General features: G+C 64.8%; 10 protein-coding genes. 8 read left to right on the plus strand and 2 right to left on the minus strand.

What is annotated here, in order from left to right; all coding sequences use genetic code 11:
* Positions 1-8: 8 nt before the first annotated feature.
* On the plus strand, positions 9-1,253 hold the full coding sequence (locus ACNJX9_RS05955; protein WP_439408126.1) for an amidohydrolase family protein: 1,245 nt from the start codon (positions 9-11) through the stop codon (positions 1,251-1,253).
* 134 nt (positions 1,254-1,387) lie between these two features.
* Positions 1,388-2,980 (plus strand): ABC-F family ATP-binding cassette domain-containing protein, encoded by a 1,593-nt coding sequence (locus ACNJX9_RS05960; protein WP_439408127.1) that lies wholly within the window; start codon positions 1,388-1,390, stop codon positions 2,978-2,980.
* A 247-nt stretch (positions 2,981-3,227) separates the two neighbouring features.
* On the opposite strand, the gene ACNJX9_RS05965 is transcribed toward ACNJX9_RS05960, so the two are convergent.
* The gene (locus ACNJX9_RS05965) at positions 3,228-4,556 is read right to left on the minus strand and encodes a dicarboxylate/amino acid:cation symporter (protein WP_057759226.1); all 1,329 of its coding nucleotides are present in this window, start codon (positions 4,554-4,556) and stop codon (positions 3,228-3,230) included.
* A gap of 128 nt (positions 4,557-4,684) precedes the next feature.
* Here ACNJX9_RS05965 and ACNJX9_RS05970 point away from each other — a divergent pair, with 128 nt between their 5' ends.
* The 5 genes from ACNJX9_RS05970 to ACNJX9_RS05990 all read left to right on the plus strand — a co-directional run bounded on the left by ACNJX9_RS05970 (position 4,685) and on the right by ACNJX9_RS05990 (position 11,704).
* The gene (locus ACNJX9_RS05970) at positions 4,685-6,019 is read left to right on the plus strand and encodes a solute carrier family 23 protein (protein WP_439408128.1); all 1,335 of its coding nucleotides are present in this window, start codon (positions 4,685-4,687) and stop codon (positions 6,017-6,019) included.
* A gap of 74 nt (positions 6,020-6,093) precedes the next feature.
* Entirely contained in the window at positions 6,094-6,930 is an 837-nt protein-coding gene (locus ACNJX9_RS05975; RefSeq protein WP_439408129.1) for an SDR family oxidoreductase, read from the plus strand.
* A gap of 64 nt (positions 6,931-6,994) precedes the next feature.
* Positions 6,995-7,816 carry an NAD-dependent protein deacetylase gene (locus ACNJX9_RS05980; protein ID WP_439408130.1) on the plus strand — a complete coding sequence of 274 codons (822 nt, stop codon included), beginning with the start codon at positions 6,995-6,997 and terminating at the stop codon, positions 7,814-7,816.
* A gap of 142 nt (positions 7,817-7,958) precedes the next feature.
* Entirely contained in the window at positions 7,959-10,043 is a 2,085-nt protein-coding gene (locus tag ACNJX9_RS05985) for a hydantoinase/oxoprolinase family protein (RefSeq protein ID WP_439408131.1), read from the plus strand.
* Between the two features lie 2 nt (positions 10,044-10,045).
* Positions 10,046-11,704, plus strand: a complete 1,659-nt coding sequence (locus ACNJX9_RS05990; protein ID WP_439408133.1) for a hydantoinase B/oxoprolinase family protein — start codon at positions 10,046-10,048, stop codon at positions 11,702-11,704.
* A 56-nt stretch (positions 11,705-11,760) separates the two neighbouring features.
* Here ACNJX9_RS05990 and ACNJX9_RS05995 read toward each other — a convergent pair whose 3' ends face one another.
* Positions 11,761-12,405 carry a glutathione binding-like protein gene (locus ACNJX9_RS05995; protein WP_439408134.1) on the minus strand — a complete coding sequence of 215 codons (645 nt, stop codon included), beginning with the start codon at positions 12,403-12,405 and terminating at the stop codon, positions 11,761-11,763.
* 106 nt (positions 12,406-12,511) lie between these two features.
* Between ACNJX9_RS05995 and ACNJX9_RS06000 the strand changes: the two genes are divergently transcribed.
* On the plus strand, positions 12,512-13,177 hold the full coding sequence (locus ACNJX9_RS06000; protein WP_439408135.1) for a TetR/AcrR family transcriptional regulator: 666 nt from the start codon (positions 12,512-12,514) through the stop codon (positions 13,175-13,177).

Below are 13,177 nucleotides of genomic sequence, written 5' to 3' on the forward strand. Positions count from 1 at the left end.
AAACCTCCATGCCCAGCACTCTCTTCAAGAACGCCGCGCTGCTTGATCCGCTCCGACCTGAGTTGCTGACCGGCCATGACGTTCTGGTCGAGGATGCCATGATCAAGGAGGTCTCGGACCGGCCGATCCAGGCCACCGCAGATCGAACGATCGATCTCAAGGGCAGAACGTTGATGCCCGGCCTGATCGACCTGCACGTCCATACCATCGCGATCGAGCTCAACCTGGCGGCACAGGCGAAAATGCCGAATGTCCTGGTGACGCTGCGTTCGACGCTGATTCTCAAGGGCATGCTGCGGCGAGGTTTCACGACCGTCCGCGATGCCGGCGGCGCCGGCCACGCGATGAAGCAGGCCATCGAGACCGGCCTGACCGATGGCCCCCGCCTGTTCGTCTCGGGCCGTGCGCTGAGTCAGACCGGCGGCCATGGCGACGGTCGGGCCCGCTCGGACTATCTGGCCAGCGATTCCGTCTGTCCCTGCTGCGTGCGGGTCGGCGCGCTGGCGCGGGTTGCCGACGGTGTCGACGGCGTGCGCAAGGCGGTGCGCGAGGAACTACAGATGGGCGCCGACCAGATCAAGATCATGGCGTCCGGCGGCGTGGCCTCTCCGACCGATCCGGTCGGCGCCTTCGGCTACTCCGAGGACGAGATCCGCGCCATCGTCGACGAAGCGCAGGGCCGGCAGACCTATGTGCTCGCCCATGCCTATACGGCTCCGGCGATTGCGCGCGCAGTCCGCTGCGGCGTCCGCACCATCGAGCACGGCAATCTGGTCGACGATCAGACCGCTCGCCTGATGGCCGAGAAGGGCGCTTATGTGGTGCCGACGCTGATCACCTATGAAGCGCTCGCCAATGAGGGCGCGCAGTTCGGCCTGCCGCCGGAGAGCGTCGCCAAGATCGCCGACGTCCGCGATGCCGGCCTGCGCTCGCTCGAGATCTATCGCAAGGCCGGGGTGAAGATGGGATACGGCAGCGACCTGCTCGGCCCGTCGCAACGCCTCCAGAGCGAAGAGTTCCGCATTCGCGCCGAAATCCAGGGGGCGCGCGAGGTCATCGCCAGCGCGACCGTGATCGGGGCCGAGGTGCTCGGCATGGAGGGCAAGCTCGGCCGCATCGTGCCCGGCGCGCTTGCGGATCTGCTCGTGGTCGACGGCAATCCGTTGCGTGATGTCGGCTGCTTGCTCGGTCAGGGCGAGCACATCCCGCTGGTGATGAAAGCGGGCAAGGTTCAGTTCGACAGGCTGGCGTAGCCGCTGGCTTCGCGACGGCATGCCTTGATCTTGCCACCCGGCCGAATTATGAGCGAGGCTCTCATCAAGGATGTCAGCAGCCATGGATTTCACCCCGACCGCAACGCCGATCCGCATTGCTCACGGGGAATTCCATGCCTGCTTCCATCATCCTGTCGAACCTGTCGCTGTCCACGCCTGACGGCCGCTCGCTGCTCTCCAACATCGATCTGATCTTCGGCGCGGAACGCGCCGGCCTTGTCGGCCGCAACGGCGTCGGCAAGACAACGCTGCTCGCCGCAGTCACGGGCGAGCACGTCCCGCAGGCGGGACGCATGGTCGTCAACGGCACCGTTGGCCTCTTGCGGCAGGACGCCCAGCTGCGCGGCGGCATGCGGGTCGTCGACCTCTTTGGCGCGCGAGAGTCTCTCGACTTGCTTCGCCGGGCGGAGCGTGGCGAGGCCTCCGCCGAGGATGTCGCCGAGGTCGACTGGGCGCTCGAGACGCGGCTCGCATCCGCCCTGGCGCGCGTCGGCTTCGATATCGCGCCCGATACGGAGCTGGACCGTTTGTCCGGCGGGCAGATCACGCGCGTTCGTCTCGCCGCGCTGCTGTTCACCGCGCCGGATTTCATCCTGCTGGACGAACCCACCAACAATCTCGATCGGGACGGGCGCCGTGCCGTGATCGATCTGCTTGCCGCCTGGCGCGGCGGCGCGATCGTCGTCAGCCATGACCGGGCACTGCTCGAGACCATGGACGCCATCGTCGAGCTGACCTCGCTCGGCGCGACGCGCTATGGCGGCAATTGGAGTAGCTATCGCGCGCAAAAGGCCGTCGAGCTTGCGGCCGTCACGCACGACCTCGCGCATGCCGAGAAGCATTTGTCCGAGATCGACGGCAAGGCGCAGGAGGCGGCCGAACGCAAGGCGCGTAAGGACAGCGGTGGCAAGAGGAAGCGCGCCAAGGGCGACATGCCACGAATCCTTGCAGGCGCGCGCAAGGATCGCAGCGAGGACAGCGGCGGCAGGGCCGCAGAGATCGCCGAGCGGCGGCGCGCGGAGGCTCTGGATGCGCTCGACACCGCCCGCCGGCGCATCGAGATCCTTCAGCCGCTGACTGTAAAGCTACCGTCGACCCGGCTCCCGGCGGGGCGGGAGGTGGTTTGGCTTGATCGTGTTCGCGCAGGCTATCAGCCGGAACGGCCGATCCTGCGCGATCTATCGCTTGCCATCGTCGGGCCGGAGCGCGTCGCGATTGTCGGGCCCAACGGCTCCGGCAAGACGACGCTGTTGAAGCTCATCGCCGGTGAGCTACGCCCTGTCGCGGGCACCGTGCGCGTGAGGCCGGACTTCGCGCTGTTCGACCAGAAGGTCAGCCTGCTCGATCCCGCGATCTCGATTCTCGACAATTTTGGGCGTCTCAATCCGAGGGCCGGTGCGAATGAATGCCACGCCGCGCTGGCGCGTTTCATGTTTCGCGCAGATGCGGCCTTGCAAGGCGTCGGCAGTCTGAGCGGCGGCCAGCTGTTTCGCGCCGGCCTTGCCTGCGTGCTCGGCGGGGCGACGCCGCCGTCGCTGCTGATCCTGGACGAGCCGACCAATCACCTCGACCTTGAATCGATCGAAGCCGTCGAGGCGGGCCTCCGTGCCTATGACGGCGCGCTGCTCGTGGTCAGTCACGATGAGGCGTTCCTCGGAGCGATCGGGATCACACGCCGGCGCGATCTGACCGGTGGTCCCGACTGACGGAACATTGATACCTGCCCGCGGCCGGCGGTGCTGACAGATGCGGCCGATGCAAGCTTTGACAGCTAGATCGCGTGAAAATTTACAAAAACCCGACGCTCTGCCCCCAGCGCGTCGGGTGGAATGGATGAGTATCGATCCGTGATCCCAACACCTGTGTTGTGACTGCGGTCCTAGGAATTTTCTACTCCGGGAAACTACCGCAACGGAACCGGGCGGCGTCTGCCTTCGATCTCGCTTTGCGGCTCTACGCGCCGCCGCCGGGCTCCAGCGCTTCGCCGAGCTCCAGTGGATGCGCCATGGTCTCGTGCAGCGCCTGGCGATCGAGCTCTCCTTCCGAGATGCTGATGACGACGCAGGCGACGCCGTTGCCGATCAGATTGGTCAGCGCGCGGCATTCGCTCATGAACTTGTCGATGCCGACCAGGATCGCGATCGACTGGATCGGGATATCAGGCACGATCGACAGCGTCGCGGCGAGCGTGATGAAGCCCGCGCCTGTTACCCCGGAGGCGCCCTTCGAGGTGATCATCGCGATGCCGAGGATGCCGAGTTCCTGCCAGATCGTCAGATGCGTGTTGGTCGCCTGCGCCAGGAACAGCGTCGCCAGCGTCATATAGATGTTGGTGCCGTCGAGGTTGAAGCTGTAGCCGGTCGGGATCACGAGGCCGACCACCGAGCGCGAGGCGCCGAGATGCTCCATCTTCTGGATCATCTGCGGCAGCACCGTCTCCGACGACGAGGTGCCGAGCACGATCAGGAGCTCGTCCTTGATATAGGCGATGAAGCGAATGATGGAGAAGCCGGCGAGCCGTGCGATCGCACCCAGCACGATCAGCACGAACAGGATGCTGGTGAGATAGAACGTGCCGATCAGGGCGGCGAGGTTGAGCAGCGAGCCAAGGCCGTAGGCGCCGACGGTGAACGCCATCGCGCCGAATGCACCGATCGGCGCCACGCGCACGATGATGCGGATGATGCCGAAGAACATCTTTGCGGCTTTGTCGATTGCCTCCGCGATCGGCTCGCCTGATTTGCCGAGGAAGGCGATGGCGAACCCGGAGAGGATCGAGACCAGCAGCACCTGCAAGAGGTCGCCGCGCGCGATCGCGCCCACATAGCTGTCGGGAATGATCGCCATCAGATGGGCGACGATGCCGTCTTCATGCGCCTTGGACACATAGGTCGCGACCGATTTCGGATCGATGGTGGCGGGATCGATGTTGAAGCCGTGTCCGGGCTGGAGAATCTCGCCCACCAAAAGACCGATGGCGAGCGCAACGGTCGAGACAGTCTCGAAATAGATCAGCGATTTCAGTCCGACCCGGCCGACACGCTTGAGGTCGCCCATCGAGGAGATGCCATGCACCACGGTGCAGAAGATGACGGGCGCGATCATCATCTTGATCAGCGCGATGAAGGCGTCGCCGAGCGGCTTGAGGGCTTTGCCAAGGTCCGGATAGAAATAGCCGATCAGGACTCCGAGCACGATCGCGATCAGCACCTGGACATAGAGGATCCTGTACCAGGGCTGGTGCCGGCGGTGGACGGCTGGCTGGATCGCGATCTGTGTCATAAAGTTCAATCCCGGAACACATTGATCGTGCATGACTTACATCATGTGATGATCGCCGCTCGAGCAACAATCACATTTTTGTCTGTTAGCACGAAGATCAATCGCTGCACCGCACCTTTGGGGGGAACATGTCGAACGCATTGGGCGCGGACGAGCGATCGCAAGACCGTCTTTCACAAGGCTATTTTCCGCGTTGGAAGCTGAAGACCTCGGGCGTGATCATGCCGGAGGAGCGGCTGTCGTGGGGGCAAACCATCGTCTCCGGTCTCCAGCATTGCGTCGCCATGTCGGGCGCGACGATCATCGCGCCGTTGCTGATGGGGTTCGATCCCAATGTTGCTGTGTTGTTCTCCGGCATCGGCACGCTGATCTTCTTCGTCATCGTGGCGGGGCGCGTGCCGAGCTATCTCGGCTCGAGCTTCGCGTTCATCGCCGTCGTCCTCGCCGCCACCGGCTACGTCGGGCACGGACCGAATCCGAACATCTCAATTGCGCTCGGCGGCATCGTCGGCGCCGGCGTGCTCTACGGCGTGATCGCACTGATCGTGATGTGGTCGGGCATCGGCTGGGTCGAGCGTCTGATGCCGCCGGCGGTCACCGGCGCCGTGGTCGCCGCGATCGGCCTCAATCTCGCGCCCGTGGCGGTGAAGGCGGTAAGCGCGAACGCGTTCGAGACCTGGATCGGGCTTGCGACCGTTCTGATGATCGGCGTGGTTGCGGTGGCCGCGCCCGGCCTGTGGCGCCGCCTGCCGATCATCCTGGGCGCGATCGGCGGATATCTCTTGTACCTGCTGTTTGCGAACGGTCTTGGCTTCGGCAAGCCGATCGACTTCACGCAGCTCTCGGCCGCGCCGTGGTTCGGCCTGCCGAATTTCACCGCGCCGACCTTTCAGGCCGACGCCATCTTCCTGATCGCGCCGGTTGCGGTCATCCTCGTCGCCGAAAATCTCGGGCACATCAAGGCCGTCGGAGCCATGACGGGCCGCAGCCTCGATGCGTATCTCGGCCGCGCCTTGCTTGCCGACAGCCTCGCGACGATCGTGGCGGCCTGCGGCGGCGGCACCGGCGTCACCACCTATGCCGAGAATATCGGCGTGATGGCGGCGACGAAGGTCTATTCGACCCTGCTGTTTGCTTTCGCCGCCATCGTATCGATCCTGCTCGGCTTCTCGCCGAAATTCGGCGCGCTGATCCTGTCGATCCCCGGGCCCGTCATCGGCGGCCTTTCGATCGTGCTGTTCGGATTGATCGCGGCGATGGCGGGCCGGATCTGGGTCGAGAACAAGGTCGACTTTGCCAATCCGGCGAATTTGATCACCGTCGCGGTGGCGCTGACCGCGGGAGCCGGCGATCTCACGCTCAAATTCGGTGCGTTCACGATCGGCGGAATCGGCACCGCGACCTTTGGTGCGATTATCCTGTATCAGATCCTGACCTCGCCGATCGCGCGCCGCGCGGAATGAATCCCAGCGATGCGCCGCGGGGGATGGAACAAATCACGTCTTCCGTAGATGATGGAGCATTCCGGAGAGACATCATGCCGCAAACCGATCGCTCGACCCAGTTCCCCTCACGCCTCGTCGGCCAATACGCGCTGGTGACGGGCGCTCCGCAGGGCATCGGGCGTGCCGTCGCCATTCGCCTCGCCCAGGAAGGCGCGACGGTCGCCATCAACTATATCGGTCCCCCCGAGAAGGCTGAGGAGACGCTTGCGCTCGCGCGCACGGCTTCGAGCGACCGTGGCCACGGCAGGCTCGATCATTTCATCATTCACGCCGATATCGGGGTCGAAAAAGACATCGCCGCAATGTTCGAAACCATCCTGGCGCGCTGGAAGCGCCTCGACTGTCTCGTCAACAATGCCGGCTTTCAGCAGGAATCGCCGAGCGAGGCGCTCGACATCGAAGCCTATCGCCGCATCATCGACGTCAATCTCAACGGCGCCGTGCTCTGCGCGCAAAAGGCGCTGGCGCATTTCGTTGCCCGCGGCGGAGGCGGCTGCATCATCAATTGCTCGAGCGTCCACCAGATCATCCCAAAACCTGGCTATCTCGCTTATTCGATCAGCAAAGGCGGCATGGCCAATCTGACCCGCACGCTGGCGCTGGAGTTTGCCGGCCGCGGCGTTCGCGTCAATGCGGTGGGCCCCGGCGCAATCGACACGCCGATCAACGCCGCCTGGACCGGCGACGCCGAAAAGCGCGGCGCGGTCGTCAGCCACATTCCGCTCGGCCGCGTCGGCACGCCGGAAGAGATGGCTGCGGTATTCGCCTTCCTGGCCTCGGATGACGCCAGCTACATCACCGGGCAGACCATCTATGCGTGCGGCGGCCTGACGCTGTTTCCCGAATTCAGGGACAACTGGTCGAGCTGAGATGAGCGGCCGCCGGCCAAAGCGTGATCTGGCAAAATGTCGCGGCGCAGACTACATCTGCGCCATGACAAACACTCCGCTGGCAGACTCTCGGCTCCAGGATTTCGTCGGCCGGCACGAAAAACTGTTCGTGCTGACCGGCGCCGGCTGCAGCACCAATTCGGGCATCCCTGATTACCGCGACAGAAATGGCAGCTGGAAGCGGACCCAGCCGGTCAATTTCCAGGCCTTCATGTCGGAAGGGCACACGCGCCAGCGTTACTGGGCGCGCAGCCTGATCGGCTGGCGGCGATTCGGACAAGCGAGGCCGAACGATGCGCATCATGCGCTGGCCCGGCTCGAGGCGAGCGGGCGCTGCGAGATGCTGCTGACGCAGAATGTCGACAGGCTGCATCAATCCGCGGGCCACCGGCAGGTGATCGATTTGCACGGACGGCTCGATCTGGTCCGCTGCATGGGCTGCGGGGCCAAGACGCCGCGCAACGAATTCCAGGAGGCGCTTGGCCGCGCCAATGCCGAATGGCTGACGTTCGATGCCGCGGACGCGCCCGACGGCGACGCCGATCTGGAGCACGCGGATTTCTCATCATTCAAGGTGCCGGCTTGCGAGGCCTGCGGTGGCATCCTCAAGCCCGACGTGGTGTTCTTCGGCGAGAACGTCCCCCGCGACGTTGTCGCCACCGCGCAGGATCATCTGGCGCAGGCGGATGCCATGCTGGTCGTCGGCTCGTCGCTGATGGTCTATTCCGGCTTTCGCTTTGTGAAGGCTGCCGCAGAGCGTCAGATCCCGATCGCTGCGGTCAATCTCGGGCGCACCCGTGCCGATGATCTCCTGACGCTCAAGGTCGAGGAGCGTTGCGAAGCGGCCCTTGCATTCCTGCTCTGATGTGATGCCGGGTGAACACGTCTTGCCTATTGCATAGGTGCCAAGCAGAATAGCCAGGTACAGCGTTTTCGTTGTGCTCGATGGCACGGAAATTGCTGCGTTTTCGCCCTCAGTTCTTGACGATCAGCCGGAGAATTTTGGAATGCTTGAAGGAGCCGAGGTGCGGCTTGCCGTGGATATTGGCGGCACGTTCACCGACATCGTGCTTGATGTGGGCGAGGTGCGCAAGACCCGCAAGGTGCTGACCACGCCGCAGCGTCCAGAGCAGGCGGTGCTGGACGGCATGCGCCTCATTCTCGCCGACGCGCGTGCGCATATCAGCGACATCGACGTCTTCATCCACGGCACGACGCTGGCGACCAACGCCATCATCGAGCGGCGTGGTGCCAAAACCGCCCTGATCGCCACCGAAGGTTTTCGCGACGTGCTGGATATCGGCACCGAGAGCCGTTACGATCAGTACGATCTCAGTATCGACAAGCCGAAGCCGCTGACGCCGCGCAGCCTTCGCTTCACCGTGCCCGAGCGCATCGACGCGCACGGTGCCGTTCGTCTCGCACTGGACGAAGCGGCGGTCCGCGCACTGGCGCCGAAATTGCGCGAGCGAGGCGTCGAGAGTGTCGCCATCGCTTTCCTGCACTCCTATGCCAATCCCGACCATGAGCGCCGCGCAGCCGCGATCATCGGTGAGGAGATGCCGGGCATTTCGGTGACGGTGTCCTCGGCCGTGTGCCCGGAGATCCGCGAGTATGAGCGAACCTCAACCGCTGTTGCGAATGCCTATGTGCAGCCGCTGATCGACGGCTATCTCGCCCGCATGGCCGACGCGTTGCAGGTCGAGCAATTCCGCGGCGCCATCTATCTCGTCACCTCAGGTGGCGGCGTTACCTCGATCGAGACGGCGCGACGCTTTCCGGTGCGGCTCGTCGAATCCGGTCCTGCCGGCGGCGCGATCTTCGCGGCGCAGATTGCTGCGCGTCTTGGCGAAAGCAAGGTGCTGTCCTTCGACATGGGTGGCACCACGGCAAAGATCTGTCTGATCGAAAAGTACCAGCCCGAGACCTCGCGCGTGTTCGAGGTCGACCGCGCTGCGCGCTTCCTGAAAGGCTCGGGCCTGCCGGTGCGCATTCCCGTGATCGAGATGGTCGAGATCGGCGCCGGTGGCGGCTCGATCGCGCATGTCGACGCGATGAAGCGCGTCACTGTCGGCCCGGAGAGTGCGTCTTCCGAACCGGGCCCCGCCTGCTACGGCCGTGGCGGTCAGCGGCCGGCCGTGACCGATGCGGACGTTGCGCTCGGCATGATCGATCCTGATGCGTTTGCCGGCGGCACGATCAAGCTTGACCCGGAGCTTTCAAAGAAGGCCCTGCTGAGCAGCGTCGGCGAAGCGCTGGGCCTGTCGGCGGAGACCGCAGCCTATGCGGTGCACGAGGTGGTCTGCGAGAACATGGCCAGCGCGGCGCGCGTGCATGCCGTCGAGCGCGGCGAGATCGTCGGCCAGCACACGCTGATCGCCTTCGGCGGTGCAGCGCCCTTGCATGCGGCGCGCGTTGCCGAGAAGATCGGTGTCTCCCGCGTGATCGTGCCGTCGAATGCCGGCGTCGGTTCTGCCGTTGGCTTCCTCGCCGCACCCATCGCCTATGAGCTGGTGCGCAGCCGTCACGTCCGCCTCGATGATTTCGACACCAAGGCCGTCTCCGATCTCTTGCAGGAGATGGTGACCGAAGCGCGCGCGCTGGTCGAGCCCGGTGCGGCCGGTGCGCCGGTGCGCGAGCGCCGCGCCGCCTTCATGCGTTATGTCGGCCAGGGCCACGAGATCACCGTCGAGCTGCCGAACCGGCCGTTGACGTCGGCCGATCTTGCAGGCCTGCGCCAGAAATTCGAGGCGGACTATTCCGCGATGTTCGAGCGCCCGATCCCGGGCGCGGCGATCGAGGTGCTGAGCTGGTCGGTGCTCGCCACGACGGAGGCGCGCAATCCGCCCACCGTCGCGGCCGTGACGCGCAAGCCGGCGGGCCAAGCCTCCGGCAGCCGAAAATTCTTTGACGGAAGGGCGGGCGAGGTGGTCGAGATCCCGCTCTATCGCCGCGAGGACATGGCGCCCGGCGCGACCATTGCGGGTCCCGCCGTGATTGCGGAGGACGAGACCTCTACTTTTGTGTCGACCAGTTTTGATGCCCATATCGACGGTGCCGGCAGCATCGTCATGGAACGGAAGGCGGCCTGATCATGAGCAAGGCAAACGGCGCGAGCCTGATCGACCTTCAGATCATGTGGCACCGGCTGATCGCCGTGGTCGAGGAGCAGGCGCAGGTGCTGCTGCGCACCGCGTTCAGCCCGATCGTGCGCGAATGCGGCGATCTCTCCGCCGGCGTGTTCGACCTCAAGGGGCGGATGCTGGCGCAGGCGGTGACCGGCACGCCGGGCCACGTCAACTCGATGGCGGAATCGGTCAAGCACTTCATCGCGCATTTCCCGCTCGAGACGATGAAGCAGGGCGACGCCTACATCACCAACGACCCCTGGATGGGCACCGGCCACCTCAACGATTTCGTCGTCACCACGCCCTGCTTCAAGGGCGGCAAGATCGTCGCGCTGTTCTCCTGCACCAGCCATCTCATGGACATCGGCGGCATCGGCTTCGGCCCTGATGCCACCGACGTGTTCATGGAGGGGCTCTACATCCCCATGCTGAAGCTTATCGACCAGGGCGTCGTCAACGAGACGCTGATGGCGATGATCCGCACCAACACGCGCCTGCCCATCGATACCGAAGGCGACACCTATTCGCTCGCCGGCTGCAACGATGTCGGCTGCGAACGCCTGGTCGAGATGATGACCGAATTCGGCATCGATACGCTCGACGCGCTCGGCGACTATATCTGCGAACGCTCGCGCGAGGCCGTGCTCGCCGAGATCGCCAAACTGCCCAAGGGAAGCTGGCGCAACAGCATGGTGGTCGACGGCTATGATGCGCCCGTGACGCTGGCGGCGACGCTGACGATCTCCGATCAAGGTATCCACGTCGATTTTGACGGCACCTCGGCCGCGTCGAAATTCGGCATCAACGTGCCACTGTCCTACACCACGGCCTACACCGTGTTCGGCCTCGGCTGCGTCGTCGCCGCGCAGATCCCGAACAATGCCGGCTCGCTCTCGCCGCTGACGGTGTCGGCGCCCGCGGGGGCGATCCTCAATGCGCCCAAGCCGGCGCCGGTCGCATCGCGCCACATCATCGGGCAGATGCTGCCCGACGTCGTGTTCGGCTGCCTGCGCCAGATCATTCCCGAACGCGTGCCCGCCGAAGGCACCTCCTGCCTGTGGAATCTCAATGTACGCGGCCAGACACGTTCCGGCGTCGGCGGCAATTACGGATTCTCGATGGCGGTCACATCAAACGGCGGCACCGGTGCGCGCTTTGCGAAGGATGGGCTGTCGGCGACCGCCTATCCCAGCGGCGTGCGCGGCACGCCGGTCGAGATCGCGGAGACGCAGACGCCGCTGATCTTCTGGCGCAAGGAGCTGCGTCCTGACTCCGGCGGGGCCGGGCGCACCCGCGGCGGTCTCGGCCAGATCATCGAGGTCGGCAGCGGCGTCGATGCGCCGTTCGATATCCTGGCGGCGTTCGACCGCATCGATCATCCGCCGCGCGGCCGCGATGGCGGCAAGAACGGCGAGACCGGCTATGTCGGCCTCAAGTCCGGCAAGAAGCTGCGCGGAAAAGGCTTTCAGCAGGTGCCGCCGGACGACCGCCTGGTGGTGCACACGCCCGGCGGCGCCGGCATCGGCGCGCCCACGATGCGCGATCGCGCGGCGGTGAAAGATGACGTCGAGAGCGGTCTCGTGTCGTCAGATAATGCGGCCGCAGTGTATGGCTACGCGGGGTGAACCGCTGAAAGAGTTGGTCCCGGCCTCGCCGGCCGGGACGATGCCTTTGGCCTGACCTACGCAGCCGCCTTCTTCCGGGCCAGCTCGGCCTTGTATAGCTCGAACTCCTCCGCGATCGCCTTGGCAATTGACGGCCGCTGACGCAGGCGCTCGAAATACGCCTTCACGTTCGGCCATTTCGCGAGCTCGATCGGCGGCGTCGCCATGGTCCAGTTGATGACCGTGACCAGGTAGGCATCGGCCACGCTGAAATGGTCGAGCAGGTAGTCGCGGCCTTTCAGGTAGTTGTCGAGATAGTCGAGCCGCGACAGGTTCTTCTCCAGCACATAGGCCTTGGCCTCCTGCGGCGCCTTGCGGTCGAGCACGGGGATGAACAGACCCTTGTGCAGCTCGGTGCCGATGAAGCAGAGCCATTGATGCAGCCGGGTGCGCTCGATACCTGCCGTGGCGCCAAGACCGGATCGCGGAAAGCGGTCGGCGACATATTGCAGGATCGCCGCATTCTCGGTCAGCACCACGCCCTCGTCGGTACGCAGCGTCGGCACCAGACCGATCGGATTGACCGCTCGGAAATCAGAGCCGTCGTTCAGCACTTTCTTGGTCGGGGGATCGACTTCGAGATAATTCGCATCAGCGCCGGCTTCATAGAGCGCGACGCGCGTCGCCATGGAGCAGGCGAGCGGCGAGAAATAAAGATCCATGATGGGCCTCCTTGGGCAGGTCCTCGTGTGGGTGTCGCTCAACCTGGCCAGATTGATTTTTGTACCATCTTGCATAATATGGGGCGGGTCAAGGATTAATTGCGAAATGGTACAAAAATCGAAGCCGCCAGCTGCTGCCAAAGAACCCCAGCGCCGCGGCGAACCCAAGCGCCGCGGCCGGCCGCGCGCCTATGAACCCGAAATCGCCCTCGGCAAGGCGCTGGATCTGTTTCGCAAGCAAGGCTTTGCCGCGACCTCGCTCGACGACCTCAGCGCAGCCACCGGCATGAACCGGCCGAGCCTTTACGGCGCCTTCGGCGACAAGCGCGAGCTCTACATCAAGAGCTACCAGCGCTACCGCGAGGACGCCCGCGCCTCGATGGTCGAGATCTTTCGCCAGGAGATGCCGGTGCGTCAGCGGCTGGAACGCATCTATGCCGCCGCGTTGAACATCTATCTTTCCGGCGAGACCGGGCCGCGCGGCTGCTTCACCGTGGTGACGGCGGCGTCCGAAGCCGTCGGCGATCCCGAGATACGCGCCATGGTGCTGGAGGGGCTCACTGATCTCGACAAGGCTTTTGCAAGCTGCTTCCGCCGCGCCAAGGAAAAGGGCGAGCTGCCGGACAGTGCCGATCCGGCCGTGCTGGCACAACTCGCCTCCGCCACCATCCACACCATCGCCATCCGCTCCCGCGCGCGCGTGCCGCGCAAGGAGCTGGAGGAAATCGTCAAAGGCGCGATTGACGTGATGGTGGGGGCTAAGTCTGGCTAA

This window comes from Bradyrhizobium sp. BLXBL-03, from assembly GCF_051853015.1.
Classification (GTDB): Bacteria; Pseudomonadota; Alphaproteobacteria; order Rhizobiales; family Xanthobacteraceae; genus Bradyrhizobium; species Bradyrhizobium manausense.

What these genes read in the sequence shown, in the direction of transcription:
- ACNJX9_RS05955 (WP_439408126.1), top strand. Translation starts at nt 9, where the DNA reads ATGCCCAGCACTCTCTTCAAGAACGCCGCGCTGCTTGATCCGCTCCGA.
- ACNJX9_RS05960 (WP_439408127.1), top strand. Translation starts at nt 1,388, where the DNA reads ATGCCTGCTTCCATCATCCTGTCGAACCTGTCGCTGTCCACGCCTGAC.
- ACNJX9_RS05965 (WP_057759226.1), bottom strand. Translation starts at nt 4,556, where the DNA reads ATGACACAGATCGCGATCCAGCCAGCCGTCCACCGCCGGCACCAGCCC.
- ACNJX9_RS05970 (WP_439408128.1), top strand. Translation starts at nt 4,685, where the DNA reads ATGTCGAACGCATTGGGCGCGGACGAGCGATCGCAAGACCGTCTTTCA.
- ACNJX9_RS05975 (WP_439408129.1), top strand. Translation starts at nt 6,094, where the DNA reads ATGCCGCAAACCGATCGCTCGACCCAGTTCCCCTCACGCCTCGTCGGC.
- ACNJX9_RS05980 (WP_439408130.1), top strand. Translation starts at nt 6,995, where the DNA reads ATGACAAACACTCCGCTGGCAGACTCTCGGCTCCAGGATTTCGTCGGC.
- ACNJX9_RS05985 (WP_439408131.1), top strand. Translation starts at nt 7,959, where the DNA reads ATGCTTGAAGGAGCCGAGGTGCGGCTTGCCGTGGATATTGGCGGCACG.
- ACNJX9_RS05990 (WP_439408133.1), top strand. Translation starts at nt 10,046, where the DNA reads ATGAGCAAGGCAAACGGCGCGAGCCTGATCGACCTTCAGATCATGTGG.
- ACNJX9_RS05995 (WP_439408134.1), bottom strand. Translation starts at nt 12,405, where the DNA reads ATGGATCTTTATTTCTCGCCGCTCGCCTGCTCCATGGCGACGCGCGTC.
- ACNJX9_RS06000 (WP_439408135.1), top strand. Translation starts at nt 12,512, where the DNA reads ATGGTACAAAAATCGAAGCCGCCAGCTGCTGCCAAAGAACCCCAGCGC.